General features: G+C 63.8%; 17 protein-coding genes and 2 pseudogenes. 10 read left to right on the top strand and 9 right to left on the bottom strand.

Translation table 11 applies throughout. The features are described 5' to 3' along the window. Window positions 1-57: 57 nt before the first annotated feature. The 6 genes from ACOJSI_RS17075 to ACOJSI_RS17050 form a co-directional block, all read right to left on the bottom strand. On the bottom strand, window positions 58-1,545 hold the full coding sequence (locus ACOJSI_RS17075) for a Ppx/GppA family phosphatase (protein ID WP_420139510.1): 1,488 nt from the start codon (window positions 1,543-1,545) through the stop codon (window positions 58-60). A gap of 203 nt (window positions 1,546-1,748) precedes the next feature. Beyond that, on the bottom strand, window positions 1,749-3,482 hold the full coding sequence (locus ACOJSI_RS17070) for a DEAD/DEAH box helicase (protein ID WP_420139509.1): 1,734 nt from the start codon (window positions 3,480-3,482) through the stop codon (window positions 1,749-1,751). Window positions 3,483-3,773: 291 nt separating this feature from the next. Next, window positions 3,774-5,945 (bottom strand): RNA degradosome polyphosphate kinase, encoded by a 2,172-nt coding sequence (locus tag ACOJSI_RS17065; protein ID WP_420139508.1) that lies wholly within the window; start codon window positions 5,943-5,945, stop codon window positions 3,774-3,776. A gap of 127 nt (window positions 5,946-6,072) precedes the next feature. Then, window positions 6,073-6,897, bottom strand: coding sequence for a hypothetical protein (locus ACOJSI_RS17060; protein ID WP_420139507.1), 825 nt, complete (start codon window positions 6,895-6,897; stop codon window positions 6,073-6,075). A 189-nt stretch (window positions 6,898-7,086) separates the two neighbouring features. Beyond that, on the bottom strand, window positions 7,087-7,686 hold the full coding sequence (locus tag ACOJSI_RS17055) for an HdaA/DnaA family protein (protein WP_420139506.1): 600 nt from the start codon (window positions 7,684-7,686) through the stop codon (window positions 7,087-7,089). Continuing rightward, on the bottom strand, window positions 7,683-8,885 hold the full coding sequence (locus ACOJSI_RS17050; protein WP_420139505.1) for a heavy-metal-associated domain-containing protein: 1,203 nt from the start codon (window positions 8,883-8,885) through the stop codon (window positions 7,683-7,685). The genes ACOJSI_RS17055 and ACOJSI_RS17050 overlap by 4 nt, the downstream gene beginning before the upstream one ends. Before the next feature lie 61 nt (window positions 8,886-8,946). On the opposite strand from ACOJSI_RS17050, the gene purM reads away from it, so the two are divergent. The 4 genes and pseudogenes from purM to ACOJSI_RS17030 form a co-directional block, all read left to right on the top strand. Beyond that, window positions 8,947-10,038, top strand: coding sequence for a phosphoribosylformylglycinamidine cyclo-ligase (gene purM, locus ACOJSI_RS17045; RefSeq protein WP_420139504.1), 1,092 nt, complete (start codon window positions 8,947-8,949; stop codon window positions 10,036-10,038). Next, window positions 10,031-10,979: pseudogene (gene purN / locus ACOJSI_RS17040) on the top strand (phosphoribosylglycinamide formyltransferase). The gene purM and the pseudogene purN overlap by 8 nt, the downstream one beginning before the upstream one ends. Beyond that, on the top strand, window positions 10,976-11,608 hold the full coding sequence (locus ACOJSI_RS17035) for a hypothetical protein (protein ID WP_420139503.1): 633 nt from the start codon (window positions 10,976-10,978) through the stop codon (window positions 11,606-11,608). Before purN ends, ACOJSI_RS17035 begins: the two are co-directional and overlap by 4 nt. Window positions 11,609-11,904: 296 nt before the next feature. Further along, window positions 11,905-12,225 (top strand): annotated as a pseudogene (locus ACOJSI_RS17030) (DUF6265 family protein); the annotation flags it as partial. Between the two features lie 13 nt (window positions 12,226-12,238). On the opposite strand, the gene ACOJSI_RS17025 reads toward ACOJSI_RS17030, so the two are convergent. Both ACOJSI_RS17025 and ndk read right to left on the bottom strand, forming a co-directional pair. Beyond that, entirely contained in the window at window positions 12,239-12,652 is a 414-nt protein-coding gene (locus ACOJSI_RS17025) for a DUF983 domain-containing protein (RefSeq protein ID WP_420139502.1), read from the bottom strand. Between the two features lie 178 nt (window positions 12,653-12,830). Continuing rightward, a complete protein-coding gene (gene ndk, locus ACOJSI_RS17020) occupies window positions 12,831-13,253 on the bottom strand; it encodes a nucleoside-diphosphate kinase (protein ID WP_420139501.1) in 423 nt (140 codons plus the stop codon). Between ndk and ACOJSI_RS17015 the strand changes: the two genes are divergently transcribed. The 5 genes from ACOJSI_RS17015 to ACOJSI_RS16995 all read left to right on the top strand — a co-directional run bounded on the left by ACOJSI_RS17015 (window position 13,225) and on the right by ACOJSI_RS16995 (window position 16,958). Next, window positions 13,225-13,605: a hypothetical protein gene (locus ACOJSI_RS17015; protein ID WP_420139500.1), complete on the top strand. Its 381-nt coding sequence runs from the start codon at window positions 13,225-13,227 to the stop codon at window positions 13,603-13,605. The two genes, ndk and ACOJSI_RS17015, sit on opposite strands and share 29 nt — an antisense overlap. Further along, window positions 13,574-15,004: a hypothetical protein gene (locus ACOJSI_RS17010; protein ID WP_420139499.1), complete on the top strand. Its 1,431-nt coding sequence runs from the start codon at window positions 13,574-13,576 to the stop codon at window positions 15,002-15,004. The genes ACOJSI_RS17015 and ACOJSI_RS17010 overlap by 32 nt, the downstream gene beginning before the upstream one ends. 40 nt (window positions 15,005-15,044) lie before the next feature. Beyond that, the gene (locus tag ACOJSI_RS17005; protein WP_420139498.1) at window positions 15,045-15,917 is read left to right on the top strand and encodes a DMT family transporter; all 873 of its coding nucleotides are present in this window, start codon (window positions 15,045-15,047) and stop codon (window positions 15,915-15,917) included. A gap of 202 nt (window positions 15,918-16,119) precedes the next feature. Beyond that, window positions 16,120-16,512, top strand: a complete 393-nt coding sequence (locus ACOJSI_RS17000) for a hypothetical protein (protein WP_420139497.1) — start codon at window positions 16,120-16,122, stop codon at window positions 16,510-16,512. Next, the gene (locus ACOJSI_RS16995) at window positions 16,503-16,958 is read left to right on the top strand and encodes a hypothetical protein (protein WP_420139496.1); all 456 of its coding nucleotides are present in this window, start codon (window positions 16,503-16,505) and stop codon (window positions 16,956-16,958) included. The genes ACOJSI_RS17000 and ACOJSI_RS16995 overlap by 10 nt, the downstream gene beginning before the upstream one ends. Window positions 16,959-17,010: 52 nt before the next feature. On the opposite strand, the gene ACOJSI_RS16990 is transcribed toward ACOJSI_RS16995, so the two are convergent. After that, complete coding sequence (locus ACOJSI_RS16990) at window positions 17,011-18,474, bottom strand: leucyl aminopeptidase (protein ID WP_420139495.1); 1,464 nt, start codon at window positions 18,472-18,474, stop codon at window positions 17,011-17,013. Window positions 18,475-18,593: 119 nt separating this feature from the next. Between ACOJSI_RS16990 and ACOJSI_RS16985 the strand changes: the two genes are divergently transcribed. Further along, window positions 18,594-20,864 carry an LPS-assembly protein LptD gene (locus ACOJSI_RS16985; RefSeq protein WP_420139494.1) on the top strand — a complete coding sequence of 757 codons (2,271 nt, stop codon included), beginning with the start codon at window positions 18,594-18,596 and terminating at the stop codon, window positions 20,862-20,864. Window positions 20,865-20,933 lie beyond the last annotated feature (69 nt).

Raw genomic sequence — 20,933 nt, 5'->3', positions numbered from 1 at the left:
TGCCGCGCCAAACCAGAGACTGGCGGTCATGAACCGATCGCCCGCAGTCCGCGGGAATCACCCGGTACGCTGCTCTGGCTTCAGCCCTAGCGATGCGGCCAACATCTTGTGGCGCCGCTCCACCGCCTCACCATAAAGCGCGGCGTCCTCGCCCCGCAGCGTCATCAGCAGATTGCCGCCGTTGACGTTAAGCGTGCTTGATTCGAGCGGTTCCGATACGCCCCCCGACAAACGCTGACCGAGCCGCATCGCCAAGCCCCACTGTGATGCCTTGGCGGCCGCATCATAGCCGATCAGCCGGTTGACGATCGGGCACACGCCGTCGCCGCCAAAGTGGGTAAACAGCGCCTGCCCCAGCATCGCACGACCCGCCGCGTCGATCGCCACCCAATTGCCATGGAGCGCGACATCCAGACCGCGTTCGGCCCGAAATTCCGGATGGGCGCGCCAGCCCACATCGGCGAGCAGGCAGGCGGCGTGACGCAGGCGCGCCAGATGCGGCGGCTCACTCGCAAAAAGCGGCGCAATCCAGCGATCCAGGAGATCGCCGTGCTCGGGAAAGCGCCCTTGGCGCACGCCCTCCTCCCGTGCCGCTTCGATCAAGGGATCGAGGTTGCGGACGTCAGGCGCGAGACTGCTGTGGAGCAAGCCCTCGCGCAATCCGTAAGCGGAGACGACGAGCGTGGATGGTTTAAGCGCGCGAACAAGCGCGGCCAGCAACATGGCGGCATCGCCAAGGGAGGCGATACGCGAGGTCGCAATGCCGGCGATGCCCTTAATGCGTTTAGGATCCAGCTGTCCCAACGCACGCACCAGCCGCTGCGCTTCAGAAGGCGCCAGAACATATTGGTGGATGATAGGGAGCGGATAGTCGGTAAGCGCCTGGTGCAGCCGGGCGAGGGCCCGCCAGGAGCCGCCGACCATGTAGAAAGGTTTTCCCTCGGGGGTTCCGCTCCACTTTGCACGGGCCAATGCTTTGGCCAGCGCGCGGTCCAGCGTGCGAGCGGAATCGATCTTCATCTGCGCGACCCGCAGCACACCGAACGGCACGGAAACACCATTGCCGATCCCACCGTCTGCTACCCCGACCAGTTCGAGGCTACCACCACCCAAGTCGCCAACAATGCCATCAGCATGCGGGATGGCGGCAAGCACGCCGTGGCCGGCCAGGGAGGCTTCCGCTTTTCCCGGCAAGAGCTCAACGGGGAGGCCGATCGCCGCTAATTGTTCGATGAAATCGGGACCGTTGCTGGCGTCCCGCACCGCCGCGGTCGCCACAGTGCGTAACTTGGCGACGCCCATATCCTGCGCAAGCCGACGAAACCGGGCGAGCGCGGCGATCGTGCGCGCAACCGCCTCGCGGTCGAGTTGGCCCGTCTTGCCGAGACCTTTGCCAAGCCCAGCCATGATCTTTTCGTTGAACAGGATCGAAGGGATACGCCCTTCGCCCTCGTAAATGACGAGCCGGATCGAATTGGAACCGATATCGATGATGCCGATGGGCGCGCCAAACGAGGAGCGGTTCGGAGTGGGAAGCACGCTCATGCGGGCCGACGTTTAACGATGATGCGCATGCGCGCCAATGGTGTTCGTACCGACAGACCAAGTCATATCAGCATTTCTCACATGTCTTTGATCGATGCGCAGCAACAGACGACAGGGTCGATAAAACTTGCCTTCATCTACCCCGATCGTCACCCGACCGGCTGCGGCACGCCGCCGCCATCAGCTTTTACATCCCGGATCGGTTAACGCTGCGGACGATGCGGCTTGGTCGGCCGTGCCTGGAAGCGCGTCTGCGGACGACCGCCCGGACCGGGCCGGCCGCGCGGAGGGCCGCGATGGCCGCCGCCGCCCTGTGGCGGTCCGTCGGCCTGTTCGATCATGACTTCGCCATCGCCTTCCTCACCGCCGGTGCGCTTGATAGCAGCCAGGAAACGACCGGCTGCCGTACGCGGCACTTCGAAGCGGGTCTCATCCTGCGCCATACGGATCGCGCCCACATCCTGCTTCGTGATGTGCCCACGCCGGCAGAGCAGCGGCAACAGCCAGCGCGGATCGGCATTCTGCCGTCGACCGATATTGACCCGGAACCAGATCGTATCTTCGAAACCTGGACGCGGCGCATCACTGCGGCCACGTGGCCCCTCCAGCCGTTCGCGCGGTCCGCTCGAGCCGCCCTCCAGCAACTCCTCCGCAGCCGGCAACCGCGCGCGATGCGCCCGCACCAGCATCGCAGCAATCTCCAGAGGCTCGCGCGTTTCCAGCAGATCGGCACCGATCGCCCGATCCTCGTCATCGATCTCAATCGGCTCGGCGAGCGTCGCCAGCAGCCGCGCCCGATCGGCAGCGGCAATCGTCGCCGCGGTGGGGGGCGCGATCCATTCCACTTGGATTCGGGCATCCCGCAGCATCGCTTCGACGCGACGACGGCGCTGATACGGGACGATCAACGCCGCCACACCCTTCTTGCCAGCGCGGCCGGTGCGACCGGAACGGTGCTTCAACGCCTCGGCATCGCGCGGCAGCTCGACATGCACCACCAGCGACAAGGATGGGAGATCGATGCCGCGTGCGGCAACATCGGTCGCGACGCAGACGCGCGCACGGCGATCGCGCAGCGCCTGCAAAGCGTGATTACGCTCATTCTGGCTATGCTCGCCGGACAAAGCGACGGCCGCGAAGCCGCGCTCGACCAGGCTGGCATGCAGACGACGTACCGCTTCACGGGTCGCGCAGAACAGCATCGCCGTGTCCGGCTCGTGCAGCCGCAACAGGTTCACCGTCGCATTCTCGATATCGGACGGCGCGACGGCGACTGCCTGATAGGAAATGTCGCCATGGCCACGATCCGCGCCCAGGGTGGAAATGGTAAACGCATCGCGCTGGTAGCGCCGCGCCAGTGCCACGATCGGCTTCGGCATGGTCGCCGAGAACAGCAAGGTGCGGCGATCCTGCGGGGTCGCGTCGAGGATTTCCTCAAGCTCCTCGCGAAAACCCATGTCGAGCATCTCGTCGGCGTCATCCAGCACGACCGTCGCCAGGCCCGTGAGGTCAAGCGCGCCGCGTTCCAGATGATCGCGCAACCGGCCGGGCGTGCCGACGACGATATGCGTTCCGTGCGACAAGGCCCGGCGCTCACGCGAGGGATCCATGCCACCGACGCAGGGGGTCACCCGCGCACCCGCTTTGCCATAAAGCCATTGCAGCTCGCGCGCGACCTGCAGCGCCAGTTCGCGCGTCGGCGCGATAACGAGCGCACGCGGCAAGCCCGGCGGCGGCAATCGATCGCCTTCGAATAATTGCGGCGCGATCGTCATCCCAAAGGCCACGGTCTTGCCGGACCCGGTCTGCGCCGAAACGATCAGATCGCGGCCGTCGGCGCTGTCCTCCAGCATAGCGGCTTGGACAGCGGTGGGCGTGGCATAGCCGCGCTCGGTCAACGCCTCAACGAGGGGCGCAGGTAATCTACTGAAGGGCATGGGATCCTAAATGGTCGATTGGGACGCCACCGCAAGGGAAAAGAAGCGCGCCGCAGCGGGCTTCCATACGCCCATTTCGCCGCAATAGCACGGAAATTTCGCAGCCGGCGGCAATTGCGCGTTAGAAATGCGCCCTGCGGCGAGCAAGAATGCGACGCAAACATCTTCAAAAGCAAGCACTTGAGCAGGATCGCGGCCAGAGCGCTCGCCAGGCAGACGCGCCGCATTTATGCCCGGAACAGAGGCATTTCTGGACTTAAAAATGCGCGTCTGAAATCGATCTCAGCCGCTTCACCGGCGTTTGAACGTCAGGCGCGGTACCGAGCCCGATCCCTTCAACGCCGCACCCCGGCCCGATAGCGACGGATTGGTCATGAAATAGCGGTGAAGGTTGAAGGGGCGCTGCCCCGGCACGATCCTTTCGTAGGACCCGTCTGGCAACAGCCGCCAGCTTTGTTCGTCGTCGATCAGATTGGCCACCATCACCTGGTCCAGGATCTGGGCGTGGACAGTCGAATTCTCGATCGGCAGCAGATACTCGACCCGCCGGTCAAAGTTGCGCGTCATCCAGTCGGCCGAGGAGATGAAGACCTTGGCGTGGGGGCTCGGAAGCTCTTCCCCATTCCCGAAGGCCACGATCCGACTATGCTCGAGAAAGCGGCCCACCACGGACTTTACCCGAATATGCTCGGATAGCCCTGGGACGCCCGGCCGCAGGCAGCAGATGCCGCGCACCACGAGATCGATCTCCACCCCCGCCGCGCTCGCCCGATATAATTTCTCGATGATCGCCGGATCGACCAGGCTGTTCAGCTTGGCCCAGATCGATGCGGGGCGTCCGGCCCGGGCATGATCGATCTCCGCATCGATCAACTCGCCCAGTTTTTCGCGCAACCCGAGCGGAGAAAGGCTCAACAGCTCCAGCCCCACCGGCTCGACGTAGCCGGTCACGTAATTGAACAATTGCGCCGCATCGCGTCCGGCTCGCGGATCGGCGGTGAAGAAGCTTAAATCGGTGTAGATCCGCGCCGTGATCGGGTGATAATTGCCGGTACCGAAATGGCAGTAGGTACGGAAGGCATCGCCTTCCCGCCGCACCACCATCGACACCTTGGCATGTGTCTTCCAGTCGATGAAGCCGTACACGACCTGCACGCCGGCGCGTTCGAGCTCGGCCGCCCAATTGATATTCTGTTCTTCGTCGAACCGTGCCTTCAGCTCGATCACCGCGGTCACCGATTTGCCGGCGTCAGCCGCGTCGATGAGCGCGCGGATCACAGCCGATTGCTTGCCCGCGCGATACAGCGTCTGCTTGATCGCCACGACGTCCGGATCGGCGGCAGCCTGCTTCAGGAAAGCCAGCACCACGTCAAACGATTCATACGGGTGATGGACGACGATGTCCTTGGACCGGATCGCGGCGAAACAGTCACCGCCATGTTCGCGTATCCGTTCCGGAAAGCGCGCGGTGAAGGGCGTGAACTTCAGGTCGGGCCGGTCCTCATCGACCAGCTCGGCCAGATCATTGACGCCCAGGAACTCCTGCGTGTCGACGATTACATCTTCGGCGCCGCCAATCTCCTCTTTGATCAGCCGCGCCAGCGCCTTGGGCATGTTCGGCCGCGGCTCTAGGCGGATGATGCGCCCCTTGCGGCGGCGCTTGATCGCGGATCGGAAGAAGCGAACCAGATCCTCCGCCTCCTCCTCAATCTCGATATCGCTGTCGCGGATGACGCGGAAGGCCGTGTCACTCAGGACTTCGTAGCCGGGAAACAGGATGTGCGTGAAACGACGGATCAGCGTCTCGATCGCGACGTAGCGCGCGCGTGTGCCGGGCAGCCGCACGAACCGCTTGAGCGTCGCGGGCAGCATCAGCAATTCCTGCGTCGGCTCACCGTCGGAGAGCCGCTTCAGATCGAACAGGAGCGTGAAGCCCTTGTTGGGAATGAAGGGAAAGGGATGCGCCGGATCCAGCGCCTGGGGAGTCAGGACCGGGAAGATCTGGGCGCGGAAATGCTCCTCGCACCATTGTGCGACATCCCCGTCCATATCGCCGCATTCCAGGATCTCGATGCCGGCATTGGCGAGCTGCTCGCGCAGGATGAGCCAGACATTTTGCTGCACGTCCGTCAGCTCATCGGCACGCTGCGCGATGGCGGCCAGTTGCTGCCCGGTGGTCAGCCCATCGGGCGAACGATCTTCGATTGCCTGTAATTGCTGGCCCTTAAGGCCCGCCACACGGACCATGAAGAATTCGTCGAGATTATTGCCCGAGATCGAGAGGAAGCGGACCCGTTCCAGCAATGGATGCGCCGGGTTGCATGCCTCATCCAGCACACGCTGGTTGAACGCGATCCAGGATAGCTCGCGGTTGAAATAGCGATCGGCGGGCGCGATCCGTTCGTCGCTGCCCTCCACCAGCACGTCATCGTTGAGTTGGGGAGTGGAGCGCGGTTGGTCCATCATTCCTGCTTACGCCGCCTTTTGTGACTCGTCGATGACTCGCAGGGTACATGCGGGTTGACGGAATTCGCCAACAGGACGCCACCTTCGGAACGACGACATCCAGCGCAAATCATCACAAGGCGCTCTAAAAGCGAAGTTCGAAGGCAAGGCTGGCACGCTGATAAGCGCGCTGGGCCGCTCCCAGTGCCAGTGCATCCGCGCGATCCAGCATGGCCTTCGTAAGATCAAGCCGGAACGCGCAGCCACGCGCCGGACAGCCCTCGAGAGGCATCTCAACGGAGCCATGATAGCCCTCCTCTCCTGCAGGCGATCCCGAGGCCAACAAGGAATCGCGCTCGGCCATTGTCAGGCTGGAAGGGGCATGGGTCTGGAACCGAGCGAATTGGAGGCCGAGGTCGCTGTCCCGGCGCCACTCCAGCCCGATGGTGCGCGTCATGGATGTCGCGTGTGGACTGGTCAGCGCAACGAGGGAGTTGTGCTTCTCGGCGGCAACCGTTGCACCCAATCGCAGGATGTCGTGCTCACCCAGCGCCACGAGATATCCATTGTCGGCGGACCACATGGTGAAGCGGCCTGCTTTTCCCTCGTCCGCGTCACCATTTCTCGATCGCCGCGTCCGCATCGCATCGATCGTGAATATCCCTCCTGCCGCTTCCTGCTCGAAATGCCGGGAATGCGCGCGGGTGCGATCCAGGATGCGCGACCGCCCGGCGCGATACAGGATCGGCCGCGCAATCGAGGGGGGCGCGATACGGGACGGCATTCCGCGCCGGAGCCACCGCGATTCCGCAGCATCACCATGGCTATCGACGATCTGGCGGAGCGCGAGAGCATTGAACTGCGGTGCGGCGGAGCCGGCCGCAATCGATATCCCCTGCGCGCCCGCACCCGCAGCCAAACCAAGCGCAAGTCCCGCAGCGCCGCCCATTGCTAGAAATCGCACGTTCATCCCGCCCTCCCGGTGACAAGACGCCCTGGCCGCGGTGATTCCGCAGCGATGCCGCTCGGGTGTGGATCAATCTGCGCAGCTCCAGCTGGATGCTGTCGCCGTCAGACGCGTTCAGATCCTGTTTGGAGAGACGCGGACGCGTGCAGATCATTCGGTCGGGATCTCCGAAGCTCGCTAGTCAGCGGAGCCTTAGCCCTCGTCGAGAAACCCCAGCGCCTTCCTTGCCAGCGGCACGGTGAGCCGCTGGCGCTGGGCATAAGCCAGCTCGTCCAGCGCATCGATGGTGCGATGCACGCCCAGATAGGATCGCTCGATTCGCGGGACGAGGTAGCGCACTAGCTCCGGTGGCGCGGCCAATCCGCGGGCATGGCACAGCTTCTCGATCAATTGGGCGGCGAGCGCGTCGTCCGGCTCCTCGATCCGCACAACCGGCGTCGCCGACAGGCGCGATCGCAGGTCAGGCAGCGCCACGGCCCATGTCGGCGGGGGCGCATCCACGATGAGGATGAGCGGGCGGCGGCGCTCCTGCGCGCGGTTCCATGCGTGGAAGATGGCTTCCTCGTCCGCGCGCTCAGCATTGTCGATCATCTCCCCGCCACTCTTGCCGGCGTAGATCCGCCCGAGCAGGGACCGCCCCGATTTACGCGGCCCCGTCAGCATGGTTGCCATCACCGGCCATAGCGACCAATGTTCGAAATGCCGGATCAGCGGCCGATTGGCGGGCGAGACGAGATAATCCTGCTCGGTATCGCCTGCCGGCCAGTCTAGCGGCAGAGCGATCTGGCTCATCGCGGCCGGGAAATCCGTAAGCCGCCGCCTGTATCCTGTACGCTATAGCCGGCGGTTGCGAGGGCGGTGCGGAATACCTGCGGATCCCCGTCATAGGCGACCCGGATCACCGAGATACCGCCCAATGCGACGCTGTCGGTCGTGATCGACCGAACGCCGGGGATGGCGCGCAGGCTGGATTGCGTGAGGACCAAAGTCGGGTCGTCCGGCGTCTCTACCTGCAGCAGGAAGGTGGAGGCGGCGTTCGGCAAGGCGGCCGCGGGCGCCCCTTCGACCACAGCTTCCTCGGGCAGATCGGGAACGGCGACCGGCTCGATCACCAGCGAACTATCGCTATGCAGCCGCCCGTCGCGCAACGCCTGGCTGTACGCCTCGTCGATGCGACGCACGCCCTGATCCAGCATGCGCGGCAACTGATCTCCGTCGTCGGCGGTCAGATCGAACCGGGTGATCACCTCCCCATCCGGCCCGTGCAAGGCGGTGAAATGCGCCAGCACCGGGCCGCCCGGATAGTGGCGGACCAGCTGCACGATCGGGACGACGATGTCGGCCGCACCATATTGATCGAGCAGGTTGCGCCACAGACCGCGGCCGGGCCGCCCCGTCTGCGCGACGTTGAGCAACAGTGGATCCAGTCCATTGCCGACCGGCCGCACATAATCGATCGGGCTGCCGCCGGAGCGGAAGCGCGCCCAAGCCTTCTGCCATTCCGTGCGCCGTTCAAAGCTCTGGGGGGCACCGCCCGACCACATGACCGGGATCACCAGCATGGGCTGCGAACGCACGCCCGCTTCCGCCTGCCCCAGGAGCGACGCGGAGCGGCCCCGATCGAACAGCACGCCCAAATGCGCGATATAACGGTGCGCGCCGATTTCCTCGTCGCCAACCGAAATGCCGGCCACGATCGAATCGAGCGTGCCGTCCGACAGATTCGGCGCCGCTTCGACCGGCTGATTGTTGACGCGCGCCCACAGCAGCTTCCACGCACGGCGCTGCGCGAGGCGCCAGCCGAAATTGCGCGCCTCCTGCGCGGTCTTGGCGGAGACATCCACCGCTACGTCCGGCACTTCGTAATTGGCGGAACTGTCGATCGGCGGGACACCACGATCATTGCCCTCAATCTGGGCAAGCGCGACGCCACCGAGACCCAATGCGGCCATGGTTGCGGTGATGAGGGAGATGCGGCGGGCGGACGTCACGGTTGCGCCTTGTGGCGAAAGCCCCGTGGATTTCCAAGCAGGATATGGATAGGCGCGCTGCATGAGCGGTGAATCCTACAGCTACGCCAAGGCTGGCGTCTCGATCGCGGCAGGCAATGCGCTGGTCCATGCGATCAAACCCCTGGTGCGCGCGACGCGCCGGGCCGGTGCCGATGCGGAGATTGGCGGCTTCGGCGGCTTCTTCGATCTGAAGGCTGCGGGCTATGACGATCCGCTGCTGGTAGCGGCCAATGACGGTGTCGGCACCAAGCTGAAGCTGGCGATCGACAGCGGGCGGCACGACACGGTCGGCATCGATCTAGTGGCCATGTGCGTCAACGACCTGATCGTACAGGGCGCGGAGCCGCTTTTCTTCCTGGATTATTTCGCGACCGGCAAATTGGACACCGGCATTGCCGAACAGGTGATCGCCGGCATCGCCCAGGGCTGCCAGATTGCGGGATGCGCCCTGATCGGCGGCGAGACCGCCGAGATGCCGGGCATGTACGCGCCGGGGGACTATGACCTTGCCGGCTTCTCCGTCGGCGCCGTCGAGCGCGCACAGGCACTTACCGGAACCAAGGTGGCAGCAGGCGACGTTCTGCTAGGCCTCGCGTCCTCGGGCGTGCATTCGAACGGCTATTCGCTGGTTCGGCGGCTCGCTGCCGACAAGGGCTGGAAGCTCGACCGCCCTGCCCTGTTCGATCAGGAGCGGCTGCTGATCGACGTCCTGATGGAGCCGACACGCATTTATGTGCGCTCGCTCCTGCCGTTGGTCCGTGCGGGCAAGATCAGCGCGCTGGCACATATTACGGGCGGCGGACTGCTGGAAAATATCCCGCGCGTGCTGCCGGAGGACCTGCACGCTACAGTCGATGCCGATCGCTGGCCGCAACCACGACTGATGGCGTTTCTACAAGCGCAGGGTGCGATCGAGCCGGAAGAAATGGCGCGCACTTTCAACTGTGGCATCGGCATGGTCGCCGCCGTCCGTCCGGACGATGTCGCGGACGTGACCGCTGCACTGGAAGAGGCCGGCGAAACCGTCTTCTCGATTGGCGAGGTCGCTCATGGACCGCGCGGGTGCACCGCCTACGGCACTGCCGGCACGTGGAGTGCGCGCGAGAATTGGTCCGCGTCCCACCATGGCTGAAGAGCGGGCGAAGGTCGGCATCCTGATCTCCGGGCGCGGATCCAACATGGCGGCGCTGATCGATGCAGCCAGGGACGAGCGCTGCCCCTTCCAGGTGGTGCTGGTCGCGTCCAACGTTCCGGATGCCCCGGGTCTACTCTATGCCGCGGAGAGCGGCATCCCGACCTTCACCGCCAGCCACATCGGCATGAAACGCGCGGAATTCGATGCGCTCATGGATCGAGCGCTGCGAGAGGCGGAGGTCCGCTACGTGGCCTTGGCCGGCTATATGCGGCTGCTGTCGCCAGGGTTCGTCGAGCAATGGGCAGGTCGCATGATCAATATCCACCCCTCCCTGCTGCCCGCATATAAAGGGCTCGACACGCATCAGCGCGCGATCGACGCTGGCGAGACGCGTCACGGCTGCACCGTTCATATCGTCACGGCCGAATTGGACGATGGCCCGATCCTGGCGCAGGCCGAAGTGCCGATCCTGCCGGACGACGATGCCGACACTTTGGCAGCGCGCGTGCTGATCGAGGAGCATCGTCTATACCCTCGGGCATTGGCGGCGTTGGTCCAACGTGAGTCCTGATCCCGAAGGCGACATCGCAAGGTTGCGGGCGATCGCCTTCGCCCTGCCGCGCGCCGCGGAAAAGCGGTCGCACGGCATGCCCTGCTTCTACATCGACAAGGGCAAGACATTCGCTTGGTATACGCATAACCACCACGGCGATGGCACCAGCGCGGTCCTCGTCAAGACGAGCGGCCTCGAAGAACAGGCCATGCTAATCGAGGCCGATCCCGAAACCTATTTCCGTCCTGCTTATTTTGGCCATGCCGGCTGGATCGGCATTCGGATCGATCGTGCGGACATAGACTGGGATCATATCGCCGATCGGGTCGAGACGAGCTGGCGGATGGTAGCCCCGCGCACATTATTGGAGGAGCTTAAGCCATGAGCGAGACCCCGACCGAACGGGCCGAAGCAGCCCGAGTCCGCCGCCGCCTGCTCAATCTGGGTGAGGTCGTGGCCCTTCTGGCGGTCGTGATCTCCGGTCTCACCTTCTGGAACAGCTATCGCGAGCGCACCAATGCGGAGGCGCAGCATGCCGAGGAAAGCGCCCAGTCGGCCAAGAAGGCCACGTTGATGATCCTCAAGGCGACGCCGGATAAGGAAGGTCGTACCCTCACGCTGGCGCCGCGGGCCGAGGAACAGGCGATCCAAAGCCAGACGATTCGCTTCCCCAGCAAATTAGGCCTCTCGCCTGCCGAAACGAGCAGTGACACGCGCATCGAGAAGAATTGGTTCGAAAGCGCGCTCGTAAGCGCACGCAAGGCCGCCAATGCCGAGGATTCGCCTGGCGACGCCCGCCTGCCCGTGCTGATCGAGACACACTATCTGGCCGATGGCGATCCCCACGTCGATCTTGCCATTTACGAGATCGGATATGCGACCAGCCATAGTTTTCTGGGCGGCACCGACATCCATATGCGAGGATTATCGCGGACCGAAGCGGTCGCGAACAGTAACGCAGGGCAGAAGAAGATCGACGCTCTTTGGGCTACTCGAATGGCACCAAAGAAGTGATGCGGCTTACTGACGTTGGCCCGCCACGCACAGGCGGATGAAACCGGCGTGCGCAGGGACTAGACCGACCGCCGCAAACTATTAGGCTGCGCCTCTTCTTATCGGAGCCAGCCTCGATGCGCGCCACGATTGCTTTACTTCTCTTACTTTCCTCAGGCGCAGGGGCGCAACATACACGTTCGCTGGCGGGCGCCGCACCGCCCCCGGCATCCGTCGATCAGCTTGCGTGGCTTGCGGGAAGCTGGGTCGGCTCCGGCATGGGAGCCGAGGTCACCGAAACCTAGTCGGCACCGCTCGGTGGCCGCATCACCGGTCATTTCGCGATGGCGGATGGCAAAGGCGGCGTCGCCTTTACGGAGCTGGTTGATTATGTGCCGGTCGGCCGATCACTGGCCTATCGTGTGCGCCACTTCAACCCGGACATGACCGGGTGGGAGGACAAGACGGGCAAGGCTGTCATGTTTCCCTTGGTCGCCATCGAGAAAGACCATTGGTTCTTCAATGGCATGACGATTGAGCGGACCGCGCCCGACGCGATGACGATGTGGGTCAGGATCAGCGAGAAGGGCCAGTCGACGGACGTGCCGTTCAGGTTCCACCGGGCGCGCCGGCCCTGATCATCATGAACGACTAGTTGGGCTTCGCTAGTCGCCCTTCTTCAGCCTTGAAATAGAATTGGCTTGCGATCAGCCAGCCTTTGATCGGTCGCAATGGCCCAACGGTAGACGCTATCACCACCGGCAGGCCGACGACGAGGTAGACCCATAAGGGGGGATCCCAGGCGAGCGCCAGTAGCAGGATGAAGATGACGCCTGGCACGCACGCGAACAGCTGCACGAACACGGCTGGCCCGTCGGCCGGGTCGGCGAAGGAATAATCCAGGCCACATACCTCGCATCGATCCCGGATCTTCAGAAAACCGTCGAAGATGTGGCCACGGCCGCAGCGCGGGCAGCGCCCGCGCGGGCCGGTGCTGATCGGTGGCAGGCTGGGCCAGCGATGCCCGGTGGCATCTGTAAATTGGGCGTCGTCGGGCTGAGGCATGCGGGAGTTCCTGAGGGCTATATAGGTTGCCCTGGCAGGAAAAGAAGCGCGCGTCGCCAGGACCTATTGTCCCAGGTTGATAGGCAGTCCAGCAGAAGAGTGCGCCCGCGGCCGGCGCAAGCCGGGATCCAGGTCACCTTGAACCTGAAACCCAGCCTTTGCCGCCCGCGGGACTTAATCAGCCGACGATTTCTTCCGGCTTGAAGAAATAGGCGATCTCGATCGCGGCATTCTCATCGCTGTCCGAACCATGGACGCTGTTAGCCTCGATCGACTCGGCGAGTTCCTTACGGATCGTGCCGGCATCCGCATTGGCCGGGTTGGTGGCGCCCATGATGTCGCGGTTCCGCTTCACGGCGTCCTCGCCTTCGAGCACCTGCACGACCACCGGGCCGGAGATCATGAAGCTGACGAGATCGTTGAAGAAGGGGCGCTCGCGGTGAACCGCGTAAAAGCCTTCGGCCTGCTCCTTGGTCATCTGGATGCGCTTGGACGCAACGACGCGCAGGCCGGCCTCCTCCAGCATCTTGGTGACGGCGCCGGTCAGGTTGCGGCGCGTCGCGTCGGGCTTGATGATCGAGAAGGTGCGTGTCGTCGCCATGGCGGTGCCATTGCTCCATATTTTAGGGGTTGTGGAGAATGGCCGGGCCTCTACCCGCGCGGCGTTCGGCTGGCAACATCACACGAACATGCGAACGCTGGCGTTAAGCGGCGTCGCGCGAAGATTCCAGTATTGCGCGAAATCGGCGCTCCTGTCGTTGCTGAGCCATTCTGATCATCGGCTTGAGCTTTCTTCGCTTCATTATCAGTGCCATAAAAATACAATGATTGGAGCGACATGGCTGGCCAAAGCGAGTTGGCTACGGCTAGGAGCCAAGCGTGCCTTCTGTCTCCGCAACGGCTCCCGCAATGCGCCGCATCATGACATCACCCGGCCTGCCCTACTTCCTTGAGGAAGGTGGCGCGGCATGGACGCCGATAGGCCATAATGATGCAGTTACATGGCCGGAGCTGGCGCCGCTCTTTCGGCGCGGCGACGTCGCGGCCGTGGAGCAACACCTGATCCGGCTGCGCGAAAAGGGCGTAACCTGTATCCGGCTGATGCTGGAATATTGCCATGGCGAGCACCGGTATCTGGAGGCGCCGGCGGGCCGCTTCGCGAAGAACATGGTGCAGCTGTGGGACGATCTGTTCTCTCTGCTGGAGAAGGTGGGCCTGCGCGTCCTGCTGACGCCCTATGACACGTTCTTCATGTGGATCCGTTGGCGTCACCACCCCTATAATCGGGCCAATGGCGGTCCATGCTCCAGCCGTCGAACCTGGCTGACCTGCCCGCAGATGCGCGCCGCGATCAAGCAGAGGCTGGCTTTCGCAAGCGATCGCTGGGGCGGCAGTCCGGCCTTATTTGCCTGGGATATATGGAACGAGATCCATCCGGCGCACGCAGAGGACGATGCCAGCCTGATCACGCCTTTCATTGACGACATCGCGCATTGGCTTCGTGCGCGGGAGCTGGACCGACGCGGTTATGCCAATCTGCAGACCGTCTCCATCTTCGGTCCGGAGCTGATCAATCATCCAAGTCTGGTTGAAACGATCTTTCGACATCCCGCGCTCGATTTTGCCAACACGCACCTCTACGAACATGGCACGATCGACGCACCACGGAACACGGTGACACCCGCACTGGCGGTAGGACGGTTGATGCGCAACGCGGTGGAGGCGACCGGCCCCACCCGTCCGGTATTTGATTCCGAGCATGGCCCGATCCACAGCTTCAAGGACAAGAAGCGGACGCTGGCAGAACCGTTCGATGACGAATATTTCCGACACATCCAATGGGCGCATCTCGCCAGCGGGGGCGCTGGCGGCGGCATGCGCTGGCCAAACCGTCATCCCCACATACTGACGTCGGGAATGCGCCAATCCCAGTACGTCCTATCGCAATTCCTGCCATTGATCGACTGGACGACCTTCAACCGCCGCAATCTGTCCGAAGATCTCCGCTGCGACGATCCGGGATTGGCGTTGATCGGGTGCGGCGACGAGAGCCAAGCACTCATCTGGCTGGTCCGCACCGACCAGCTCTCTCGCGATGGGATGATGGTGCCTGGCTCCCCCGCGCCGGCAACACTGACCGTGCCGGGGCTCAGGGTCGGCATCTACTCCGTCCAGGCCTTCGATACGAAGCTCGCAACCATTGCCACGCTGCCCCATGCGACCAGCATCGCGGGGCTACTGAAGACACCGACCGGACCGATTGGGAGCGATATAGCCATCGTGATCCGCCGATCCGAACAAGCTGATCCCTTGCTTCCAGTGCGGATGGATAGGCCGCTTCGGCGGGTTTAGCGGCTCGACACGGGCGATCGTGGCCTCCAAAGGCCGCCACGTGCTTGCCGCAGCGCCTATCCTGTTCGTGCTGATTTGGTCGTCCGGCTTCATCGTCGCGCGCGCGGCCGCGCCGCATGCCGCGCCGGAACTCGTTCTCCTGGCGCGTATGCTGCTTTCGGCGGTGCTGCTCGGTAGTTTGGCAGCGTTGGCGCGCGAGCGACTGCCGCGCGGGCGGCGGCTCGGCCTGCACCTGCTGGCTGGCGTGCTTCTGAACGGCATCTATCTGTGCACAAGCTGGTGGGCGATCGCACGCGGTATGCCCGCCGGTATCATGGCCCTGCTGGGTGCACTGCAGCCGCTGGTGGTGGCGGTTGCTTCCTTCGGTGCGCTGGGAGAGCGGCTGGGCGTGCGTGCCTGGGCCGGGCTTGTGCTCGGGCTAGGCGGCGTGGCCCTCGTTCTTCAGCCTCTGTTGATGCGAGGCGGGCATGCGTCGGTGCCCCTCTTTGTTGCCGTGATGGCTGTCGCCGCCATCGTGGCCATGGCGGCAGGCACGATGATCCAGCGCGGATCGATCACCGGCGATCCGATGCGGGTGTCTGGCGCAGTCCAGAACCTAGGCGGGGCCGTGGTGGCAGCGATCGCCATGCTGGCGCTGGGCGATCACCGCTGGGACGACGCCCTAGCCTTATGGCTCGCTCTCGGCTGGTCCGTCATCGGCCTCTCGGTCGGGGCCTTGTCGCTACTCGTTTGGATGACGCGCCACCAAGGCGCGACGCGTGTCAGCGCCCTGCTATTGCTCGTACCGCCGCTCGCCGCGATCGAAGCCTGGCTTCTCTTTGGCGAGCGCCTCGTGCCGATCCAGCTCGCCGGCTTCGCACTCGCGCTGGGCGGCGTGCTGCTGGCACGAATGAAGAGCGCAGCCAGCGGTTGATCTAGCCGGGCGACTGTACTCGCAGCGGCCAGCTTCTCGTTATGCGGGGCGATGCGCCCCCATTCACTGATCGAGCAGACGCATTTGTTAACGGTCGCTCTCCCGTAGACGATCGCGCCGAACTCGACACTCTGGCAGTCCTGGAGCGCGACCCGGAAATTGAAAACGGTTGCCGCGTTGACGTGAACTACAACGATCAGGGATGAACACCGTGAGTCTTCCACCTGTTCAGCATGAAGCAAAGGCTCCGAAGCCAAAGCACAAGTTCAAAGATCCGGCCAAAGTGCCTCAGCCGATCCAACTTGCGTTGAAGAAAGCCATGGCACTGGAAAAAATGCCAGCTGACTGGTTCGATGACATGTTGTGGATCCTGGCGCAGGAGTCCGAAGGCAATATCGGGATCCGCAACCAGCAGGGATCCAGCGCGCGCGGCCTGTTTCAGCTCACTAAAGTGAATTATCATCTGCTGCCGCGCGGCAAGGAATCCTTCGGCAATGCTGTCGAGGAATGCCAAGGCGGGATACGCTATGTCGTGGGTCGTTTTCATACCGCCGCGGCAGCGCGGCGCTTCTGGGAGAAGCATCTATGGTATTGATGCGTTGGGCCGTGCTATCGATCGTGATCGTCGTGACGTCTCATGCCGGTCCATGTCTGTCGACAATCAAGCCGGAGGCACACGCCCAGCCTCGTCACGCCAACCCAGTTGCGTTGAAGCTTACCGATCCACTCAGCCGACGCTATCGTTCCGCGCTTCGTGAGGCTGCGTTGGCCCCCGCCAATTTTTCGGGCGACCATGTGCTCGCGCAGATTGGATGCGGCGCCGGCTGCATCCGGATCGCTGCCATTGATCGGCAATCAGGCCGGGTGAGTTGGTTTCCTGCAACCATATCCGGCTGGCCGCTGGCGGTGACCAACCCACTGCAATTCGACCGGAACAGTCCGATCCTCATCGTGCAGGGGATGCTTGACGAACGCGGGCCGTCCACGACGCGGCGCTATCGTTTCGATGGGCGCCGCTTCCAGCCACTGAAGAGGCGGTAAGGCCTTTGCCGGCAGGGGCGGCATCGGGGCAACTCCGATGCCGTTTGCCTGCTTATCTCTCCAGCACGTCTTTCACCCACTGGTCGAGCAGGCGCACGCCATAGCCGGTCGCGCCCTTGTCGAACATCGTGCCGGGCTTTGACGCCCAGACCATGCCGGCAATGTCGAGATGGGCCCATTTCACACCTTCGTCGACGAAGCGCGCGATGAACTGGGCGGCGGTGATCGATCCGCCTTCGCGCGGGCCGATATTCTTCATATCCGCGATCGGGCTGTCGATCAGCTTGTCGTAAACTTCGCCCATCGGCATCCGCCACAATTTCTCGTCGACCTTCTTGCCGGCGGCGACGATCTGCTCCGCCAGCCCGTCATCGTTCGAGAAGATGCCGCCATGCTCATGACCAAGGCTGATGATCATGGCGCCGGTGAGCGTCGCCAGATCGATGATCGTCTTGGGATGATATTTCTGCTGCACCCACCAGATCGCGTCGCACAGCACCAGGCGCCCTTCGGCATCGGTGTTGAGGATCTCGATCGTCTGCCCAGAGCCGGACGTGACGACATCGCCAGGCCGCTGCGCCTTGCCATCGGGCATATTCTCGACCAGCCCGCACACGGCGATGACATGGGCCTTGGCCTTGCGCGCGGCCAACGCCTTCATCGTGCCGGCGACGGCGCCTGCGCCACCCATGTCCCACTTCATGTCTTCCATGCCGGGCCCAGGCTTCAGGCTGATGCCGCCGGTATCGAAGGTCACGCCCTTGCCGACAAAGGCCACCGGGTCGGCCGTGCCGCCGGTGCCGTCCCACTTCATGCACAGCAGCCGCGCTTCGCGTTCAGACCCCTGGGAGACGCCCAGCAAGGCGCCCATGCCGAGTTCGCGCATGGCGGCTTCGTCCAGCACCTCGATCTCGACGCCCAGGCTTGCCAGTTCCTGGCAGCGCTCGACAAAGCTTTCGGGGTAGAGGATGTTCGCTGGCTCCGCGACGAGCGACCGCGTGAACGCAGCCCCCTCGGCCACGGCTTTCAGCGGCAGCCAAGCGGCCTCAGCGGCATCCACGCCGTCACCGACGACGATCTCAACGGCCTCTAGCGTCGGCTTCTGCTTGGCGGGAAGCTTGGTGCGATAGGCGTCGAAACGCCAGCTGCGCAGCTGTGCCGCTTGCGCCAACGAGGCTGCAAATCCCGCGCGTTGCGCGGCATCGATACCGGACAGGTCGACAACCAGCTTGGTTTCGCCGGACGTCAGCAGCCGCGTCACCAATGCGCTGCCCGCCTTGGCGGCAGCATGGTCCGCGCCGATGCCCACCAGCAGGATATGCCGTACCGCGCCGTCGACGGCCGCGTGGAGCTCCACGATCGCCCCCGGTTCGCCGCTGAAACGGGCCGTCGCCGCGCGGGCGACGTCAACGATTTCGGCGGGAGCGTAGGTCTCCACGGCCTGGTCTTTGGCAACCGGCAAAGCCAATGTTTTGGCGTCGGACGGGCGGTCCGCCCGGAACGAGATACTAAGCAAGGAATGCGCCTTTCGAGCTGGATGCCCGTCTATTAGGCCGCTCTATGGTACTGTCAAAGGCGACAAAGCGTGAGGTGGGCGATTGCCGAGGATCAAGCGCTGCGATAGGGCCGCAGTCCATGGCAGGGCGGACAATTTGGGGGCAGACGGGCGCAACGCGCGTTTCGATCATGGCGGTCGCGGCGGCGCTTGCGTCGACGGCACATGCGCAGGATCTGACGACGCGCCCGGTTGCCCCGCCAGCACCAACGGCGGCGGCAACGAACGCGCCGGAGGATCAGGTCACGTTCTCGGCAGCACAGCTCGATTACGACGACAACGCCGATATCGTTACCGCAACCGGCGATGTGCGCATGTTCCGCAACGGATCGCGCCTCCGGGCCGACAAGGTCACGTGGAACCGTCAGACGGGGGAGATGCGCGCGATCGGCAATGTCGCGGTCGTGAACAGCGATGGCGACACCGCTTACGGCGACGACGTCAAGCTGACCGACGACATGAAGAACGGCGTTGCCGAGAATATGCTGCTCGTTCTGACCAATGGCGGGCGCCTTGCTGCCCGTCATGGCGAGCGCAAGGGCGAGCGGACGGTGCTGGACCATGCCGCCTACACGCCCTGCACAGTCGAGGGTAAGGATGGCTGCCCCAAGCGTCCGTCCTGGCAGATTACGGCGGTGCGCGTCATCGTGGACGAGGGGAAGCACCGCATCTTCTACCACGATGCCCGCTTCACCCTGTTCGGCGTCACAGTCTTGGCCCTGCCCGCTTTCTCCCATCCCGACGGCTCGGACACCGGGCGGGGCGGCTCGGGCGTGCTGTTGCCCGATGTGCAGTTGAGCAAGCGCAACGGGTTCGAACTGGACCTGCCTTATTATTTCCAGCTGGCGCCCAATCGTGATCTGACGATCACGCCGCACATTTATACGAAGGTATTGCCCGCGATCGAGGGGCGCTATCGCGCGCTCACCTCGAACGGGGCCTATCAGATCAGCGCGATGGGCACCTACGGTTCGCGGCTCCCGGCCAGCGCAACCGCATCGACCGACGACGACAAGAATGAGGGTCCGCGCGGCTATCTTGACGCAAACGGAACCTGGCAGTTCGGGCCGTACTGGACCGTGCACGGCGCGATCCGTCTGGCGAGCGACCGGACCTTCATGAAGCGCTACGATATCTCGAACGATGATCGCCTGCGTTCCACGCTGAAGGCGGAACGGATCGACAGCGATTCCTATCTGTCGATCGCAGGCTGGTTCGTGCAGGACTTGCGCCCCGGCTTTTCCCAGGGGCAGCAGCCGATCGCTCTGCCGCAGATCGATTATCGCCGGCGGTTCACCGATCCCCTGCTCGGCGGCGTGTTCACGGCGCAGCTTAACAGCCTGGCGCTGACCCGTACCGGCGGCCAGGATACGCAGCGCGCTTTTGCCGGACTGCGGTGGGATCTGCGCACGCTGACTTCCCTGGGTCAGGAGGTCACGTTCACCGCTTACGGCCGGACGGACGTTTACCACACGGATGATAGCGCGGCGACGGCGACGCCGCTTTACCGCGGCACGGACGGGTGGCACGGCCGTGCCATCGGCGCGCTTGCAGCGGACATGCGCTGGCCGTTCGTCGGCACCCTGTTTGGCGGTACCCAGCAGATCGTCCCGCGGATCCAGGTGGTGGCAGAACCGCACGTCAAGAACCTGTCCATCCCCGATGAGGATTCGCGCGCGGTCGATCTGGAGGATTCCAACCTCTTCGCGCTCAACCGCCTGTCCGGTTATGATCGGTGGGAAGACACCAGCCGCATCACCTATGGCGGCGAATGGAATTACAACCGTCCCAAGTTCGACATGCGCGCGATCATCGGCCAAAGCTATCGGCTCAGCAACGAACCGGCGCTGCTTCCCCCCGGCACCGGCCTGTCGGATCGTTTTTCCGATTATGTCGGGCGCGTGAGCATCCGCTATGGAAGTTTTCTGGAGCTGACCGAACGTTTCCGGCTCGACAAGCATAACCTTCAGGTACGCCGCAACGAGGTCGACGCCACCATTGGCGGCAGCACCACCTATGTTCAGGTCGGCTATCTCAAGCTCAATCGCAACATCGATCGCTCGATCGAGGATTTGCGCGACCGGTCCGAAATCCGCCTCGCGGCGCGGCTTAAGCTGGCGCGTTACTGGTCGTTGTTCGGATCGACCGTCGTCGACCTGACCAACAAGCGAGACGATCCCACCGCCAACGCCGACGGCTACGAACCGGTGCGCCATCGCCTTGGTCTCCTCTATGAGAATGAGTGTATGTCGCTGGGCGTGACCTGGCGTAAGGACTATGATCCTACCGGCGACGCGCGGCGCGGCAGCACCTTCAGCTTGCGGCTGGCCTTGAAGAACATAGGCCGCTAAGCGTGGGTTCAGCCATATTGGGGCATTTTCGAGCCCTTCTGGGACAAGCGACGGAGCAGGCGTGAAGGT

It is taken from the genome of Sphingomonas sp. (assembly GCF_048595155.1).
Taxonomy (GTDB): domain Bacteria; phylum Pseudomonadota; class Alphaproteobacteria; order Sphingomonadales; family Sphingomonadaceae; genus Sphingomonas_I.
The sequence above is the reverse complement of the archived record's forward strand: the minus strand, read 5'-3'. Positions and strand labels throughout refer to the sequence as shown.

Excerpts from the sequence above, each read along its gene's own strand:
- ACOJSI_RS17075 (WP_420139510.1), bottom strand. The coding sequence starts at position 1,545 with ATGAGCGTGCTTCCCACTCCGAACCGCTCCTCGTTTGGCGCGCCCATC.
- ACOJSI_RS17070 (WP_420139509.1), bottom strand. The coding sequence starts at position 3,482 with ATGCCCTTCAGTAGATTACCTGCGCCCCTCGTTGAGGCGTTGACCGAG.
- ACOJSI_RS17065 (WP_420139508.1), bottom strand. The coding sequence starts at position 5,945 with ATGGACCAACCGCGCTCCACTCCCCAACTCAACGATGACGTGCTGGTG.
- ACOJSI_RS17060 (WP_420139507.1), bottom strand. The coding sequence starts at position 6,897 with ATGAACGTGCGATTTCTAGCAATGGGCGGCGCTGCGGGACTTGCGCTT.
- ACOJSI_RS17055 (WP_420139506.1), bottom strand. The coding sequence starts at position 7,686 with ATGAGCCAGATCGCTCTGCCGCTAGACTGGCCGGCAGGCGATACCGAG.
- purM (WP_420139504.1), top strand. The coding sequence starts at position 8,947 with ATGAGCGGTGAATCCTACAGCTACGCCAAGGCTGGCGTCTCGATCGCG.
- ACOJSI_RS17035 (WP_420139503.1), top strand. The coding sequence starts at position 10,976 with ATGAGCGAGACCCCGACCGAACGGGCCGAAGCAGCCCGAGTCCGCCGC.
- ACOJSI_RS17025 (WP_420139502.1), bottom strand. The coding sequence starts at position 12,652 with ATGCCTCAGCCCGACGACGCCCAATTTACAGATGCCACCGGGCATCGC.
- ACOJSI_RS17015 (WP_420139500.1), top strand. The coding sequence starts at position 13,225 with ATGATCGAGAAGGTGCGTGTCGTCGCCATGGCGGTGCCATTGCTCCAT.
- ndk (WP_420139501.1), bottom strand. The coding sequence starts at position 13,253 with ATGGCGACGACACGCACCTTCTCGATCATCAAGCCCGACGCGACGCGC.
- ACOJSI_RS17010 (WP_420139499.1), top strand. The coding sequence starts at position 13,574 with ATGACATCACCCGGCCTGCCCTACTTCCTTGAGGAAGGTGGCGCGGCA.
- ACOJSI_RS17000 (WP_420139497.1), top strand. The coding sequence starts at position 16,120 with ATGAACACCGTGAGTCTTCCACCTGTTCAGCATGAAGCAAAGGCTCCG.
- ACOJSI_RS16995 (WP_420139496.1), top strand. The coding sequence starts at position 16,503 with ATGGTATTGATGCGTTGGGCCGTGCTATCGATCGTGATCGTCGTGACG.
- ACOJSI_RS16985 (WP_420139494.1), top strand. The coding sequence starts at position 18,594 with ATGGCAGGGCGGACAATTTGGGGGCAGACGGGCGCAACGCGCGTTTCG.